Below are 15623 nucleotides of genomic sequence, written 5' to 3'. Positions count from 1 at the left end.
CGGGCTTTCGAAACGCGGCCTAGCCTCGGCGGGAGCCCTGGTCGTAGTCGTCGATCTTGAAGGTGCCGCCGTCCTCGGAGACCTTGTAGACGTAGGGCTCCCGGGACACCCTGCCGTCCTTGGGGGTGAACTCGATCACCGCCGACACCTCGTCGTCGTCGGTCTGGACGCTTTCCAGGCGGACCGCGGTCATGCGGTCGTAGAACCTCTTGAACTTCTCGAAGCCGCCGGACTTCTTCTGCGCCTTCTCGCTCAGCAGGGCCCAGGCGCCTTCGGGGTTGCCGGGGAGGAAGGCGTAGTAGTTGCGCACGGCCGCCTCGTAGTCCCCGGCCGAGGGGGCTGCCTGCGTCGTCGTGGTGGCGGTGGTGGTCGTGGGCGCCGCGGTGGTGGTGGTCGTCTTCTTGGCGGCGGTGGTGACCGGCTGGGCGGTCGGCTTGGTGGTGGCGGGCGCCGAGGTCTCCGGGGCCACCTGCGGGCCGGGGGCGCCGGAGTTGTTCTTGCCGCCGTTGACCAGGCTCGCGCCGAGGATGCCCACCAGGATCGCCGCGATGATCGCCAGCACCGTCAGCACGATCGTCCTGGTGTCGCGCTTGGCCGGGGCGGTCGCCGGGGCGGGTTTGCGCTTGGGGGGTTGCCCCGCGGGTCTGCGGTTGCCCACGGCCGGGTTGCCCGCGGGCGGGCGGCCGTTGGTGCGCGGGGGCATCGGCATCGGCTGCGCGCCGCGCATCGGCTGCTGGTCCTGGTGGCGCTGCTGGTCCTGGTGGCGCAGTGCCGCCATCGAGCCCGAGGGCTTGGGCTCGGTGAACGGGTGCACGTCCAGCCGGGTGCCGGGGTGGCCCTGCGGCGGGGTGCCCGCGGCCAGGCCGCCCGGTGGGGTGCCCATCGGGGGCATCGGCGCGGCCTGGGTGGGGCGCGGGGCGGGCTTGGCGTACGGCTCGGTGCGCTGGTGGGCCAGTGCCGCCTGCGGCAGCGGCCTGCCCTCGGCCACCGCCGTCAGCGCCTCCTTGGCCGCGGTCATCGTCGGCCGCTCGGTCGGGTCCGCGCGCAGTAGCTGCATCAGCAGCGCGGTCAGCGGGCCTGCCTGCCGCGGCGGCATGACCTTGCCCGCGGCCACCGCGTACAGCAGCGCCAGGGTGTTCTCGCTCAGCCCGAACGGGGAGTGCCCCTCGACCGCGGTGTAGAGCGTCGAACCGAGGGAGAACACGTCCGCCGCCGACGTCGGCTGCTCGCCCTTGGCCACCTCGGGCGCCAGGTAGGCAGGCGTGCCCGCGAGCATCCCGGTCGCGGTGACCGTGACGTCGCCGGTGGCGCGGGAGATGCCGAAGTCGGTGATCTTGACCGTGTTGCCGTCCTCGCCGAGCAGCACGTTGGCGGGCTTGACGTCGCGGTGCACGATCCCGGCGGCGTGCGCGGCGACCAGCGCCGCGGCCACCTGCGCGCCGATCCGGGCGGCCTCGGCGGGCGGCAGCGTCTCCCGCTCGTTGAGCACCCCGGCCAGGCTCTTCGACGGCAGGTACTCCATGACCAGCCACGGCTCGTTGTCGTGCTCGACCACGTCGTAGACGGTGATGGCGTTCGGGTGCGCCAGCCGGGCGGCGATGCGGCCCTCGCGCATCGCGCGCAGCCGGGCCTCCTCGTTCAGCTCCTCGCTGACACCGGGCTGCGGCAGGAGCTGCTTGACCGCCACGGTGCGGTGCAGCCGCTGGTCGTGCGCCTGCCAGACCACGCCCATGGCGCCTGCGCCGATGCGCGCGCCGAGCTGGTACCGCCCGGCGACCAAGGTCTGCTCGCTGGTCATTGGGGCTCCTGGCTCACGGTGCGTCTGCCTGCGTCGGGGTCGCGGCGGTCGTCGTGGTGGTCTCGGCCTGCGTGGTCGTGGTCGGTTCCACCGTGGTCGTCGGCCTGCTGGGGGTCGTCGTGGTCGTGGTGGGCTCGGCGGTCGTGGTGGTCTCTGCGGTCGTCGTGGGCGCCGCGGTCGTGGTCCGCTGGACCGGCCGCGTGGTGCGCTCCGGCGGGGTGGTCGTGGTGACCGGGGCGAACACCGACGTCGACGCGGGCGGGTTGTCGACCTTGGCCGGGGTGTCCGGCTGGTCCACGGGCGCCCCCCGGGTCAGCACCAGCCAGGTGCCCACGGCCAGGATCGCCGCCACCCCGGCGCTGGCGAACACCAGCGGCTTGTGCGACTTGACCGGCGGCGGTGCCGTGGCGACCGTACCCGGCCTGCGCACCACCGACGTCGGGCCGGTCGAGGTGACCACCCTGGTCGCCTCGTCGGGCACCGCCGCCGCGGCCACGGCGACCGTGGGCGGCGGCACGTCCGGGTCCTCCCCGCGCGCCACCGCGGCGAGCAGGTCCCTGGCCTCGGCCGCGGACGGCCGGTCCTCGGTCTCCAGGGCCAGCAGCGAGACCAGCACGGCGGTCAGCGGTCCGGACTGCACCGGCGGGTTGATCTTGCCGGAGGCCACCGCGTGCAGCAGGCCCAGGGTGTTCTCGCTGAGCCCGAACGGCGGCTCGCCCTCGGCCGCGGCGTAGAGCGTCGACCCCAGGGAGAACACGTCGGAGGCGGCCGAGGGCTCGCGGCCGACGGCCACCTCGGGTGCCAGGTAGGCCGGGGTGCCCGCGATCAGCCCGGTCTTGGTGACCGTGACGTCGTCGGTGGCCCGGGAGATGCCGAAGTCGGTGATCTTCACCGAGCCGTCGTCGCCGAGCAGGATGTTGCCCGGCTTGATGTCGCGGTGCACGATCCCGGCCGCGTGCGCGGCGGCCAGCGCGGCGGCCACCTGCGCGCCGATCCTGGCCACCTCGGCCACCGGCAGCGGCCCGCGCTCGTTCAGCGCGATCGCCAGGCTGTCCGAGGGCAGGTACTCCATGATCAGGCAGGGGGCGCCGTCCTCGTCCACCACGTCGAACACCGCGATGGCGTTCGGGTGGTGCAGCCGGGCGGCGATGCGGCCCTCGCGCTTGCAGCGGGCCACCGCCTCGTCGGCCTCGTCCGGCGGCAGGCCGGGGGGCAGCAGCAGCTTCTTCACCGCGACCGTGCGGTTCAGCCGCTCGTCGAGCGCCTGCCACACCACACCCATGGCACCGGCACCGATGCGTCGTTCCAGCCGGTAGCGCCCGGCTACCAGCCGGCCCTCATCGCTCATCCCGACCGGAACCTCCCTAGCCCGCTGGGGATGGCGGGCGCTACGTCTCAGTCTCACGGCACGCGGTCGCCCGGCACGCGGGTGCACCACCGGCGCCGGGTGTCCGACCGCTCCAGGCTAGGCGCTCACGCACCGCGCATGAACGCAGTCCCGCGCGGGCGAGCCTGCTGGCCAACGGCTACATATTGTCACAATCGGCCGGTGTCCGAGACCAATCGCCCGGCTACTGCGGCTGCACTGCGAGCAGCTCGGCGCCGGAAATGCGCTGCGGAGCCGTTCCACTCACCGTCAGTAGCTGGCGCACCCGCAGGGCGGAGCCGTCGTCGAGGGTGAGCACCACCACGGCCAGGACCTCGCCACTCCCGGCCGCACCCGCCTCGACCGACACGACGCTGACCTCGCGGACCGCCCGGTACGCGGCGGTGAACTCCGCCCGGCTGGTGCCCAGCGCGGCACCCGCCACCAGGTCGAACGCGGCCGACGGGTCGTCGGGCACCAGCCGGTAGAACTCCAGCACCACGTCGCGCGGGGACACCACCGGCCGCGCCGCGGGCATGCTGTTCGCCGGGCTGGTCGAGCCCTGCGCGTCGGTGGTGCGGGCGACGACCCGGCGGTCGGGCGCGGCCGCGGTGGTCGGCGGGGCGATCCGGGCCCTGCGCCCGGTGTCGGTGTAGGCGGCGACGAACCGGTCCGGCAGCAGCGCCCGCTCGCCGGTGATCTGCAGGCTGGGGCGGTTGTCGGCGCTGTCGGTCGTGCGCTGCCTGGTGACCACGGCGGCGACCGCCACGGCCCCGCAGAGCGCGGCCACGGCCAACCCGAGGACCGCGGCCTGGGCCACCCTGGCGGCCCGGGAGGACCTGACCGGGGGCGCGCTCACCTCCGGGGCGATCTCGAAGGTGTCGGTGTCGCCGACGCGGACGCGGTCGAACCGCACCGTGGCCTGGTCGTCGGCGGGACCGGCCCCCGGGCCGCGCAGCGCGTCCGGGCCGTCGATCACCGACGGCCGGGGGCGCGCGTTCTCGCCCGCGGGCGGTGCGGCGGGTTCGGGGATGCGGATCCGGCGCCCGCCGATCAGCTCCGTGACGCGGACCGAACCGGTGCGCAGGCGGCGCCTGCCGGGCGTGCCGGTCTTCGGACGGTCCACTGCCGCTTTCCTCCGCTCGGGTGGCTTTCGGGAACTCGTACCGGAACTGGACGGCTTCCCACCACCCTTTCTCGGCTCTTCACCCGATCGAGAAAATAGCTAGCGATCGGATTCACCCTAAAAGAGCAATAGTTACGCAGGGTGACGCATTGATGACGTCGTTATGGTGGCGTTCGGACCAATCGGACCGGTCTCCGGGCTGCTCACGACACCGGCCGTTCCGCGATGATCTTCGGGTTCGAGCCCGCGCTGAACGTCAGCTCCCGCTCCATCTCGGTGACGCTGCCGTCCTTGCCCACCACCCGCAGCGACGCCCGGGTGGTGGACCGCACCGGGTCGATCTCGATGCTGGTCACCTCGATCCGCTCGACCGAGGCGTAGCGCTGCTCGATCGCCTCCGGCCCGGCCTGCCGCAGCGACCCCGAGGTCAGCGCGTAGGCGGCGGCGGCGTCCTCGACCACCTGCCGGAAGTACTGCTCGGTGCGGTCGCCCATGACCCCGGGGTCGGTCTGCGCGGACAGCAGCGCCGCACTGCTCACCGTGGTGCGCGACGGCTCCACCGGCCCGCTCGTGGGCCTGCTCGCGGTGGCGCTGGGCCGCGCGGTCACCGTCGGGTCCGCCGGGCCGGGGGGGTCCGCCGGGTCCGCGGGGTCCGCTTGGTCCCCGGCCGGGGCGGACGCCGTGGGGACCGCCGACCGGCTCCGCCTGCCCGTGGACGGGGTCGGCGAGGTCGTCGGGTTCTCCCGGACCGTGTCGGGCCCCCGGTCGGCCGTCGTGGGCGCGTCGGGTTGCAGCGGCTCACCGCTGGGCAGGCCGGGCAGGGCGTCCACCTGGCCGGGGTCGCGGGGGGCGCTCATCAGCACCACGGCAGCGAACGACAGGCCGACCACCACCAGGATGGCCGCGCTCACCGAGAACCAGGCCGCCCGCCGCCAGCTGCGCGGCGGGGTGACCGACGCCGGGATGGTGCCCAGGTCGAACTTGGCCAACCCGGTCGCCGGGCCGTCGCGGCGCGAGGCGGGTTCGGGCAGCAGCACGACCGGCAGCGGCAGCACCACCGTGTCGGCGTCGGCGCCGGTCCGGTCGACCCGGTCACCCGCCCGGTCGGCCCTGCTGTCCGCGCCGGGGGTCCAGACGGCCACGCCGTCGTCCCAGTCGTCCGCCCGGTCGGGCCAGCCGCCCACCTCGTCGGGCCAGTCGCCCGTCGGTCCGGCCCAGTCGCCGGGCCAGCCGTCGACCTCGTCGGCCCGGTCGTCCTCGGGCCACGCGGGCTCCGCCTCGGTCAGCCGGTGCCTGCCCCGTTCCCCCGTGCTCGCCATGCGCGCGGACTCCTCGGTCGGTGTCCGGCCAGGGCGACCCCGGCCGGCAGGAGCGCCAGCCTAAGTCGTTGCCGAGGGTTTTCCTCCGCACCCCGTTCTCGCTGGTCAGCTCACGCTTCCGAGTGAATTTCCCAGTCTGATCGGGACGCGGCGTGTCAGGAGTTGCTGCGGTAGCGCTCCATCGTGGTGGACAGCGACTTGCCCGCCACCGCCGCCGACGCCGCACCCAGGACGACCGCCAGCACGTCGGCGAACCCGTCGCCGCCGGAGAGCAGCCAGGCGAGCGCGGCACCCGCCGTGGTCACCCCGGCCACCGGCCAGCGCGACCGCACGTACTGCGACACCGCGGCGCCGCTGGCGCCCCGCTTGCCCGCGGCGGAGTTGAGCAGCGCCAGGTACCCGACGTTGCCCAGGACGGCCACGATGGCGACGATGACCACGATCAGCGCGATGAGACCCATGCGACCAGTCTGCCCCAGTCGCGCGGCACCGGAATGGGGGAAGCCCCCCATTCATCCCTGAAGTCGCCCCGGCCTCAGCGGCCGAGCTTGCCCCGGCCCAGGTCGAGCAGCGCCATCGCCAGCGTGCGACCGGCCGGGCCCAGCTCGCGGTAGCGGGCCAGCACGTCCATCTCGCGGTTGACCACGATCCGCGGCCCACCGGCGGCCATCCGGGCGGCGCCGATCGTGCGCGACACCTCGGCGCGGCGCTTGACCAGCCGCAGGATCTCCCGGTCCAGGTCGTCGATCTCGTCGCGCAGCGCGGCGACCTCCTCCGGCTGGGGGAGTTCCACCCGGCTCGCGGTGTCGGGCAGGTCGGACGGGGCGGGGGTGTTGTCGGTCATGGGGCTCATCGCCGTGCCTCCGGCATTCTCGGTGGAGTTCCGCCGACCCCGGGCGCAACGAAGCCCCGGGTCCGTGGACTCCGGGGCTTCCTGGTGGTCTGGGTTCCTACACCACCGCGGGAGCCGGAGTCCGGTTCCCGTAAAAAAAGTCGGCGTAGGTCAGCACGCGAACATCGTGGCACAGATCCGCCATTCGGTCGAGCGGCCTCCCACGGAGTAGGAACGCCCACCCACGGCGGTTCGTCGGTGCCCCCGAGTACCGTGATCGGCACGATGGAAGCTCTCTTCGACCTCCCCGCCACCCCCCGTCCGCCCGCGCGCGCGGGCGTGGACCCCGTGCACCCCGGGGACCCCGCGACCCTGCTGGAGGGCCTCAACGACCAGCAGCGCCGCGCCGTCGAGCACACCGGCAGCCCGCTGCTGGTGGTCGCCGGCGCGGGCTCGGGCAAGACCCGGGTGCTGACCCGCCGGATCGCCTACCTGCTCGGTGCCCGGCAGGTGCACCCCGGCCAGGTCCTGGCGATCACGTTCACCAACAAGGCCGCCGCGGAGATGAAGGAGCGGGTGGCCGAGCTGGTGGGCCGCCGCGCGAACGCCATGTGGGTGTCGACCTTCCACTCCATGTGCGTGCGGGTGCTGCGCCGCGAGGCGAAGACCCTGGGCATGACGTCGAGCTTCTCCATCTACGACTCCGACGACTCCAAGCGGCTGATCACCCTGGTGGCCCGCGACCTGGACCTGGACCCGAAGCGGTACGCGGCCCGGTCGCTTGCGGTGCACATCTCCAACCTCAAGAACGAGCTGGTCGACGCCGAGACGGCCGCGGGCAACGCCACCAACGACCTGGAGCGCCGGGTCGCCGAGGTCTACGTCGAGTACCAGCGCAGGCTGCGCGAGGCCAACGCGATGGACTTCGACGACCTGATCATGCGCACGGTCGAGCTGCTGAAGACCTTCCCGGACGTGGCCGAGTACTACCACCGCCGCTTCCGCCACGTGCTGGTGGACGAGTACCAGGACACGAACCACGCGCAGTACACGTTGGTGCGCGAGCTGGTCGGGAGTCAGCAGAGCACAGGGTCAGGGGAAAACGCGGTTCCGCCTGCGGAGCTGTGCGTGGTCGGTGACGCGGACCAGTCCATCTACGCCTTCCGCGGCGCGACCATCCGCAACATCGTGGAGTTCGAGCGCGACTACCCGCAGGCCACCACCGTCCTGCTGGAGCAGAACTACCGCTCCACCCAGAACATCCTCACCGCCGCCAACGCGGTCATCTCCCGCAACCCGGACCGCCGCGACAAGCGCCTGTGGACCGCGATGGGCGACGGCGAGAAGATCGTCGCCTACGTCGGCGACAACGAGCACGACGAGGCCAACTTCGTCGCGGGCGAGATCGACCGCCTGGTCGACGCGGGCGTCGCCAACAACTCCGACGTGGCGGTCTTCTACCGCACCAACAACCAGTCCCGGGTGTTCGAGGAGATCTTCATCCGGCTGGGCCTGCCGTACAAGGTCGTCGGCGGCGTCCGCTTCTACGAGCGCCGCGAGATCCGCGACGCGGTCGCCTACCTGCGGGTGCTGGCCAACCCGGAGGACACGGTGAGCCTGCGCCGCATCCTCAACGTGCCCAAGCGCGGCATCGGCGAGCGCGCCGAGGCCTGCGTCGCCATGCACGCCGAGCGCGAGCGCGTCTCGTTCAACACCGCCCTGCGCGCCGCCACCGAGGGCCGCGTGGCCATGCTCAACCCCCGCTCCCAGCGGGCCATCGCCGGTTTTGTCGAACTCCTCGACGGCCTCCGCCGCTTCGTCGACGACGGCCAGGACGTCGCCGAGGTCCTCGACGCGGTCCTGGAGCAGACCGGCTACCGGGCCGAGCTGGAGGCCAGCGACGACCCGCAGGACGCCTCCCGCCTGGAGAACCTGACGGAGCTGATCACGGTCGCCCGCGAGTTCACCGAACTCCCGGACGCCCCGGAGGACGACGCCCCGGAGGGCTCGGCCCCGATCGAGACCACCGGCCCCGCCGCGGGCACCCTCGCCGCCTTCCTGGAGCGGGTCTCCCTGGTCGCCGACGCCGACCAGGTCCCGGACGAGGACGACACCGGCGGCGTGGTCACCCTGATGACCCTGCACACCGCCAAGGGCCTGGAGTACCCGGTCGTGTTCAGCACCGGCTGGGAGGACGGCATCTTCCCGCACATGCGCGCCCTGAGCGACCCGGTCGAGCTGGCCGAGGAGCGCAGGCTCGCCTACGTGGGCATCACCCGGGCCCGCGAACGCCTGTACCTCTCCCGGGCCATCGTCCGCTCGGCGTGGGGCCAGCCCATGACCAACCCGGCCTCCCGCTTCTTCGACGAGATCCCCGCCGACCTCCTCGACTGGCGCCGCCTGGGCCCCGAGCGCTCCAGCCCCGTCCGCGCCACCACCTTCGGCTCGGGCGGTGGCGGCGGTGGGGGCACCGCCCGCTCCGCCTTCGGCTCCCGGGGCACCCGCGGCCAGGCCACCCGGGGCTGGCAGGACACCGCCGCCCTGGCCCTCGAGGTCGGCGACCGGGTCAACCACGACAAGTACGGCCTCGGGCGGGTCGTGGCCACCGACGGCCAAGGCCCCCGCACCACCGCGACGATCGACTTCGGCACCGCGGGCACCATCCGCCTGATGCTCATCGGCTCGGTCCCGATGGTGAAGCTCTAGCCACCCGCGCCCCGCCGCGCCCTCCGGAGGCGCGGCGGGCACCGCTCACACGACCGCTTGGTAGGCCCACACGCCGGCGTCGTGCACCAGCGGCAGCCCGGTCGGTGAGGTCCACGGCTGCTGCGCCCGGCCCGCGCAGCACCCGGATCCCGGCAGGTGCGGGCGGGAGGTCGTCCACCGGGCCGTCGGAGCCGCAGGGCGCAGTCCTCGACCAGGGCCATCGCGGCCACCGCCGTCACCGGCTCGGTCATCGACGAGATGCGGAAGAGGGTGTCGCGGGTCAGACCACCGGCCATCGGCACGTGCGTCTCGCCGCCGCGGTCAACCAGGGCGACCAGACCGGGCGCGGAGCCGCGCTCGACGTGGTCGGCGAGCCCGGCGCGACAGCGGTCGAGGCGGGTGGGGGAGAAGCCGGCCACGCCCCGTAACCTGGCCCTCGAATATCCGTTCGAAAAGTGTCGTACCCCTGCGGTTGACTGTCCCCATGATCAGGACAGGGGCGCCGGGCACTGCTCCGCGGGCGCGGGGCGCGGTGTTGCGGGTGCCGAGTGCCGCGTCAGAGGCGCACGCCGCGGGCGGCCAGCCAGGGCACCGGGTTGAGCTTGCGGCCGCTCTCGTCCCAGATCTCCAGGTGCAGGTGCGGGCCGGTGGACTGGCCGCGGTTGCCGATGTGGGCGATGAGCTGACCGGCCTTGACCTTCTGGCCCTCGCGGATCACGTAGTCGTTCACGTGCCCGTAGACCGAGATGGTGCCGTCGTCGTGCTGGACGCGGACCCAGAGGCCGAAGCCGCTGGCCGGACCGGCCTCGAGCACGACGCCGTCGGCCAGGGAGACGATCGGGGTGCCGATGCGGTTGGCGATGTCGACACCGTAGTGGGTGACGCCCCAGCGGGCGCCGAAGCCGGAGGTGAAGGTGCCCTCGGCGGGGCTGACGACCTTGGGCCGGGCGGCCTCTTCCTCGGCGGCCTTCTGCTGGGCGATGCGCTGGTCGCGGGCCTGGACCACGCGCTCGGTGCTGGCCATCTTCTGGGCTTCGACGACCGCGTCGGCGGACTCGTCGACCTGCAGCAGCTCGGGGGTGGCGGTGGAGGCGCCGCGGGCGTCGCCGCCCAACCCCATCGTGGAAGTCGTGTTTCGAACGCCCGCCAGCGGGACAATCTCATCGGAGGCGGTGCCCGCCGCAGCGGATTGGAGGGTCTGTCCGGCGGCAGCCGCGGCGAAGGCGCCGACGGCGACGGCCGCGACCACGACCCGGCCGCGCAGGGCCGAGGACGGCGGGGCGATGCGGTGAGCGCCGCGAGCTCGGGACGAGGGACGTTCGAGAGCTTCGTCGAGCGCGGTGAACTGCTGCTCACCGTTGGTGCGATGTCGAGACAAGACCTAGCCTTCCGCCTTCGGGGAGGCCGATTCGAACACCCGGCTCGCGGGGGCGGGCCGTGCGGTGCGGACACCGGGCGGGGGATCCCGGGCGGGTCGGCGGACTGGATGCCTTCCCTGTCCCATTCGTGATCGGACTGTGACAACGGACCCGGGGACAGTAACGGTGGCGCGGCGAGCCGGGCAACAGCAAGCGGCCTGTCGAATCGGCGCGGCTTTCCGTGAAAAGCTGGCGAGCAGCCATTACTACGCAAAGTTAAGTCGAGGTCACAGGCTCAATGTGACCGGCGTCTCGTTTATCGGCCCCCTCGGGTGGCAACCATCAGTCCAGACGCGCGTCCGGCAGCGTCGTCGATCACTCCTGTCCGGACGCCGTTGATCACGAAGTGGTCCCACGCCTTACCAACCCCTGGACGTCCGGTGCCCCCGCCGTCGCGGAGCGTGCGCGGCGTTGCGCCGAGTAGGCGTTCTCCGGCACCCGCGGCGCGGGTCGACTGCCCCGGGTGGCCCCCATTGCTACGTTGGCGACGATGAACTCGCGGACCCCAGCGCCCGGCACCGCGGCGCCAGACCGGCCGGACGGCGCGGTCGACCCGTCCAGGCTCCCCACCCCGGGCGACCGGGTGGGGTGGGCGGAGGCCCCCGCCCGGATCCGGGTGGCGCTCGGACTGGCCGCGGGCGCCGCCGCGCTCCAGGTCGTGGGCTGGGTGCTCGGCCCGGTGGCCGACGCGCCGCCCCCCGGCTTCACCGCGCTGCCGCTGCTGGTCCTGCTCGCCCTGCTGCCCCCGGTCCTGGCGGCCGTCGCCTTCGCCAGGGGTCGGGCGCTGTTCGGCGCGAGCGTGCTGGTCGGCGCCGCCGCGCTGCTGCCCGGCAGGCTGCTGCTCGACGCCCAGTTCCTCGTCGACCCGCTCTACGCCTCCCGGCCCGAGGTCACCGTGGTGCACAGCCTGCAACCGCTGAGTGCGGGCGCGGGCCTGTGGCCGCTGCTGCTCGGGCACGTCCTCGGGCTGGTGGCCGGTGCGCTGGCGTTCGGCCACCGGTCGGCCGAGGTCGGCACCCCCTACGCCGCCGAGTTCGAGGACCCCGCCACCGAGCGCGCCGAGGACCCGGGCGCGGAGCGCGTCGAGGCGCCGCACAGCAGGCCGATGGCCGCGCTGGTGCTCGGGGGGCTCGCGGGGGTCGCGCTGCTGGCCCGGCCCTACACCTCCGACAACCCCTTCCAGCTGGCCGACGGCGCCATGGGCGGCCGGGTGCTCCCCGGGGTCGGCCTGTTCGCGCTGGCGGTGCTGCTGCCCCTCGCGGCCGTGTTCGCCGCGACCAGCGGCTACCGCTCCGTGGTGGCCGGGGTGCCCACGGGCCTGCTGGCCGGTGTCGCGGCCGTCGCCGCGCCGAACGTCGCGGCGGGCCTGTTCGCCGACGGGCTGCACGTGGCGCCCGGACCGGTCGTCGCACTGCTCTTCGCGACCGCCACGCTGGTGGTCGCGTGGGGGGTCGCGGCCGGGAGGCGGCTGCCCGACAGCTCCGCGAAGACCTTCGACGCCCCGGCGACCGGCGGCCTCGGGCTGCACCGCGCCGCGGGGGCCGTCGGGCTGGTGACGGTCGCCTTCGCGCTGATCGCCTACCTCGGCCGCCAGTTGGTGCTCCCCCCGGAGCTGCCCGAGCCGGTGGAGTACTCCAACAGGCTGTTCCTGCCCGGCGCGCTGGGCCTGGCGGTGCTGTCCGCGGCGCTCCTCGTGCCCGCCCTCGCCGCCGCCGCGCGGCCCGCGTTCACCGTCGCCCTCGCGGTGGTCCCGCTGGCGGGCGTCGCCGCGCTGGACTCCGCGGTCACCGCGACCGAGGCGAGCCCGCTGATCAGCGCGGGCACCGGCGCGCTGGCGGCGGGTTCGGCGATCGCCGCCGCACTGGTCGCCGCCGTGCTCGCCGCGGTGGCGGGCAGCGCCGAGCGCGACGACGCCCAGGACGGCGGCGGGGCCGTCGACCCGGCCGGGCGCCAGGTCAATCCCGTGCTCGCCGCCCCGGCCGCCGCCGCGGCCCTGTTCGCCGTCGGCGCCTTCGGCCTGCCCGCCCTGCGCGCCCCCGACTTCGTCTCCCCCGGCATCTGGGCCGACTTCCGGCTCACCTCCTGGGGGCTGCTCACCGCCTTGGCCGCGGTCCTCGCGGCCACCGCGCTGGCCCTGTTCTCCCGGCCCGCCCGGGGCGCCGCGCTGCTGCTGGGCGCCGCGCTGCTCGTCGGCGTGCGGGCGCTGGAGTACCCGCTCACCGCCGCGCGCGCCGAGGGCGCCACCCCCGGCCCGGGCACCTGGCTCGCGCTGGCCGCCGCCGCGGCGCTGCTGGTGGCCGCCGCGGTCGCCGCGGCGGCCAAGCCCCACCGGCGGCGCCGGTGAGCAGGCTGCGGGTCGTCCTCGCCGAGCTGGGCTCCCCCGGGTCGGGTCCGGCCGGGGTGCACGCGGTGGCGCGGGAACTGCGCGACGCGGGCGTCGAGGTGATCCACACCGGACCGGTGGCCGACCCCGGCCTGGTCGTGGCCGCCGTCCTGCAGGAGGACGCCGACGCGGTCGCCGTCGCCGAGCGGGCCGACGAGGTGGCCGCGCTGCTCGCCGCGGCGGACGCGGACGACATCGCCGTGGTGACCCTGGAGACCGCGCTGAGCTGGGCCGAAGCCGAACTCGGGTGACCGGCGACACGCCTGGTGATTGAACTCACGACTACTCGTGACCTACCTCACCGGGTGTGCCGTGTCAACGGAAAACCGACCTCGCTAGGGTTCCGTGACGTCCGACAGCAGCACGTCGACACCGGAGTCAGGAGACTGTCGAGTGGACCTGTACGAGTACCAGGCGAAGGATCTCTTCGCCGCCCACGGGGTCCCGGTCCTTCCGGGCGACGTGGCGAGCACGCCCGAGGAAGCCCGCGCGATCGCGGAGAAGCTCGGGCAGACCGTTGTGATCAAGTCGCAGGTCAAGACCGGCGGTCGGGGCAAGGCGGGCGGTGTCAAGCTCGCCGACGACCCCGCCGACGCGCAGACCAAGGCCGAGGCGATCCTCGGCCTGGACATCAAGGGCCACATCACCCGCAAGGTGCTGGTGACCGTGGCGTCCGACATCGCGCAGGAGTACTACTTCTCCTTCCTGCTCGACCGGACCAACCGGACCTTCCTCGCCATGGCCTCGGCCGAGGGCGGCATGGAGATCGAGCAGCTCGCGGTCGAGCGCCCCGAGGCCCTGGCCAAGGTGCCGGTGGACGCGATCAAGGGCGTCGACCTGGCCAAGGCCAAGGAGATCGTGACCGCGGGCAAGTTCCCCGAGGCCATCGCCGACCAGGCCGCCGAGGTCGTCGTCAAGCTCTGGGAAGCCTTCGTCGGCGAGGACGCCACGCTGGTCGAGGTCAACCCGCTGGTGCGCGACCCCCAGGACAAGATCATCGCCCTGGACGGCAAGGTCACCCTGGACGAGAACGCCGGTTTCCGGCACCCCGCCCACGCGGACCTGGTCGACCAGGACGCGGAGGACCCGCTGGAGGCCGCGGCCAAGGCCAAGGACCTCAACTACGTCAAGCTCGACGGCGAGGTCGGCATCATCGGCAACGGCGCCGGTCTGGTCATGTCCACCCTGGACGTGGTGGCCTACGCGGGCGAGAAGCACAAGGGCGTCAAGCCCGCGAACTTCCTCGACATCGGCGGCGGCGCCTCGGCCGAGGTCATGGCCAACGGCCTGAGCATCATCCTGGGCGACACCGACGTGAAGTCGGTCTTCGTCAACGTCTTCGGCGGCATCACCTCCTGCGACGCGGTCGCCAACGGCATCGTCTCCGCCCTGGGCATCCTGGGCGACAAGGCCACCAAGCCGCTGGTCGTGCGCCTGGACGGCAACAACGTCGACGAGGGCAGGCGGATCCTGGCCGAGGCCAACCACCCGCTGGTGACCGTCGTGGACACGATGGACAACGCGGCCGACAAGGCCGCCGAGCTCGCGGCTGGGGCGTGACGACATGGCAATCTTCCTGACCAGTGAGTCCAAGGTCATCGTGCAGGGCATGACCGGCTCCGAGGGCACCAAGCACACCGGCCGGATGCTCAAGTCCGGCACCAACATCGTCGGCGGGGTGAACCCGCGCAAGGCGGGCACCAAGGTCGAGATCGAGGGCGCGAGCCTGCCGGTCTTCGCGTCCGTCGCCGAGGCGATGGAGGCCACCGGCGCCGACGTCACGGTGATCTTCGTGCCGCCGAAGTTCGCCAAGGACGCCGTCCTCGAGGCGATCGACGCGGGCATCGGCCTCGCCGTCGTCATCACCGAGGGCATCCCGGTGCACGACTCGGCGTACTTCTGGGCGCACGCGGTGGCCACCGGCAACAAGACCCGGATCATCGGCCCGAACTGCCCCGGCCTGATCAGCCCCGGGCAGTCGAACGCGGGCATCATCCCGGCCGACATCACCGGCCCCGGCAAGATCGGTCTGGTGTCGAAGTCGGGCACCCTGACCTACCAGATGATGTACGAGCTCAACGACATCGGCTTCTCCTCGGCCGTGGGCATCGGCGGCGACCCGATCATCGGGACCACGCACATCGACGCGCTCGCCGCGTTCGAGGCCGACCCGGAGACCGAGCTGATCGTGATGATCGGCGAGATCGGCGGCGACGCCGAGGAGCGGGCCGCGGCCTACATCAAGGAGAACGTCACCAAGCCGGTCGTCGGCTACGTGGCGGGCTTCACCGCCCCCGAGGGCAAGACCATGGGCCACGCGGGCGCCATCGTCTCCGGCTCCGCGGGCACCGCGCAGGCGAAGAAGGAGGCCCTCGAGGCCGCGGGCGTCAAGGTCGGCAAGACGCCGTCGGAGACCGCCGCGCTGGCGCGGGAGCTGTTCGCCGCCAAGTAGTACGCGGGACCACCACCGGGAGGGCCGGGCGCCGAGCGCGCCCGGCCCTCCCGCGTCCGCGATCACCGCACCCCCGACTGGTGTACCGTCCGGGCTCGTATCCGTTTCGCGGTCGGTGGAACCGGGGTGCCCCCGAGATCGTCCGACCGCCGGGCGGACCCAGCGGCGACCACGGTGTCGGCGGTGGGCAGAGCACCCGGAATGTCCCTGTCGCGTCGAGCGA

13 protein-coding genes are annotated in these 15623 nt (G+C 73.5%); 5 read left to right on the top strand and 8 right to left on the bottom strand.

Annotation, left to right across the window (positions count from 1 at the left end; genetic code table 11):
- Nucleotides 1-19: 19 nt before the first annotated feature.
- The 6 genes from L6E12_RS24810 to L6E12_RS24785 form a co-directional block, all read right to left on the bottom strand.
- Nucleotides 20-1798 (bottom strand): serine/threonine-protein kinase, encoded by a 1779-nt coding sequence (locus L6E12_RS24810; RefSeq protein WP_236230334.1) that lies wholly within the window; start codon nucleotides 1796-1798, stop codon nucleotides 20-22.
- A gap of 13 nt (nucleotides 1799-1811) precedes the next feature.
- Nucleotides 1812-3146, bottom strand: a complete 1335-nt coding sequence (locus L6E12_RS24805; RefSeq protein WP_236230333.1) for a serine/threonine-protein kinase — start codon at nucleotides 3144-3146, stop codon at nucleotides 1812-1814.
- Between the two features lie 223 nt (nucleotides 3147-3369).
- Nucleotides 3370-4290 (bottom strand): hypothetical protein, encoded by a 921-nt coding sequence (locus tag L6E12_RS24800; protein WP_236230332.1) that lies wholly within the window; start codon nucleotides 4288-4290, stop codon nucleotides 3370-3372.
- A gap of 203 nt (nucleotides 4291-4493) precedes the next feature.
- Nucleotides 4494-5609 (bottom strand): hypothetical protein, encoded by a 1116-nt coding sequence (locus L6E12_RS24795; RefSeq protein ID WP_236230331.1) that lies wholly within the window; start codon nucleotides 5607-5609, stop codon nucleotides 4494-4496.
- Nucleotides 5610-5764: 155 nt separating this feature from the next.
- Nucleotides 5765-6070: a hypothetical protein gene (locus L6E12_RS24790; RefSeq protein ID WP_236230330.1), complete on the bottom strand. Its 306-nt coding sequence runs from the start codon at nucleotides 6068-6070 to the stop codon at nucleotides 5765-5767.
- A gap of 74 nt (nucleotides 6071-6144) precedes the next feature.
- Complete coding sequence (locus L6E12_RS24785; RefSeq protein ID WP_374201941.1) at nucleotides 6145-6462, bottom strand: chorismate mutase; 318 nt, start codon at nucleotides 6460-6462, stop codon at nucleotides 6145-6147.
- A 264-nt stretch (nucleotides 6463-6726) separates the two neighbouring features.
- On the opposite strand from L6E12_RS24785, the gene pcrA reads away from it, so the two are divergent.
- The gene (gene pcrA / locus L6E12_RS24780; RefSeq protein WP_236230328.1) at nucleotides 6727-9147 is read left to right on the top strand and encodes a DNA helicase PcrA; all 2421 of its coding nucleotides are present in this window, start codon (nucleotides 6727-6729) and stop codon (nucleotides 9145-9147) included.
- On the opposite strand, the gene L6E12_RS24775 is transcribed toward pcrA, so the two are convergent.
- The gene (locus L6E12_RS24775) at nucleotides 9144-9566 is read right to left on the bottom strand and encodes a serine hydrolase (protein WP_236230327.1); all 423 of its coding nucleotides are present in this window, start codon (nucleotides 9564-9566) and stop codon (nucleotides 9144-9146) included. The two genes, pcrA and L6E12_RS24775, sit on opposite strands and share 4 nt — an antisense overlap.
- Before the next feature lie 137 nt (nucleotides 9567-9703).
- On the bottom strand, nucleotides 9704-10525 hold the full coding sequence (locus L6E12_RS24770; RefSeq protein ID WP_236230326.1) for a M23 family metallopeptidase: 822 nt from the start codon (nucleotides 10523-10525) through the stop codon (nucleotides 9704-9706).
- A 530-nt stretch (nucleotides 10526-11055) separates the two neighbouring features.
- Here L6E12_RS24770 and L6E12_RS24765 point away from each other — a divergent pair.
- From L6E12_RS24765 to sucD, 4 genes are all read left to right on the top strand, one after another.
- Nucleotides 11056-12909, top strand: a complete 1854-nt coding sequence (locus tag L6E12_RS24765) for a hypothetical protein (protein WP_236230325.1) — start codon at nucleotides 11056-11058, stop codon at nucleotides 12907-12909.
- Nucleotides 12906-13199 carry a hypothetical protein gene (locus tag L6E12_RS24760; protein ID WP_236230324.1) on the top strand — a complete coding sequence of 98 codons (294 nt, stop codon included), beginning with the start codon at nucleotides 12906-12908 and terminating at the stop codon, nucleotides 13197-13199. Before L6E12_RS24765 ends, L6E12_RS24760 begins: the two co-directional genes overlap by 4 nt.
- Nucleotides 13200-13341: 142 nt before the next feature.
- Complete coding sequence (gene sucC / locus L6E12_RS24755) at nucleotides 13342-14508, top strand: ADP-forming succinate--CoA ligase subunit beta (protein WP_236230323.1); 1167 nt, start codon at nucleotides 13342-13344, stop codon at nucleotides 14506-14508.
- A 4-nt stretch (nucleotides 14509-14512) separates the two neighbouring features.
- On the top strand, nucleotides 14513-15400 hold the full coding sequence (gene sucD / locus L6E12_RS24750; protein ID WP_236230322.1) for a succinate--CoA ligase subunit alpha: 888 nt from the start codon (nucleotides 14513-14515) through the stop codon (nucleotides 15398-15400).
- Nucleotides 15401-15623: the final 223 nt, after the last annotated feature.

Source organism: Actinokineospora sp. PR83 (genome assembly GCF_021056305.1).
Classification (GTDB): Bacteria; Actinomycetota; Actinomycetes; order Mycobacteriales; family Pseudonocardiaceae; genus Actinokineospora; species Actinokineospora spheciospongiae.
The sequence above is the reverse complement of the archived record's forward strand: the minus strand, read 5'-3'. Positions and strand labels throughout refer to the sequence as shown.

Excerpts from the sequence above, each read along its gene's own strand:
- L6E12_RS24810 (WP_236230334.1), bottom strand. The coding sequence starts at position 1,798 with ATGACCAGCGAGCAGACCTTGGTCGCCGGGCGGTACCAGCTCGGCGCG.
- L6E12_RS24805 (WP_236230333.1), bottom strand. The coding sequence starts at position 3,146 with ATGAGCGATGAGGGCCGGCTGGTAGCCGGGCGCTACCGGCTGGAACGA.
- L6E12_RS24795 (WP_236230331.1), bottom strand. The coding sequence starts at position 5,609 with ATGGCGAGCACGGGGGAACGGGGCAGGCACCGGCTGACCGAGGCGGAG.
- L6E12_RS24790 (WP_236230330.1), bottom strand. The coding sequence starts at position 6,070 with ATGGGTCTCATCGCGCTGATCGTGGTCATCGTCGCCATCGTGGCCGTC.
- L6E12_RS24785 (WP_374201941.1), bottom strand. The coding sequence starts at position 6,462 with ATGAGCCCCATGACCGACAACACCCCCGCCCCGTCCGACCTGCCCGAC.
- pcrA (WP_236230328.1), top strand. The coding sequence starts at position 6,727 with ATGGAAGCTCTCTTCGACCTCCCCGCCACCCCCCGTCCGCCCGCGCGC.
- L6E12_RS24765 (WP_236230325.1), top strand. The coding sequence starts at position 11,056 with ATGAACTCGCGGACCCCAGCGCCCGGCACCGCGGCGCCAGACCGGCCG.
- sucD (WP_236230322.1), top strand. The coding sequence starts at position 14,513 with ATGGCAATCTTCCTGACCAGTGAGTCCAAGGTCATCGTGCAGGGCATG.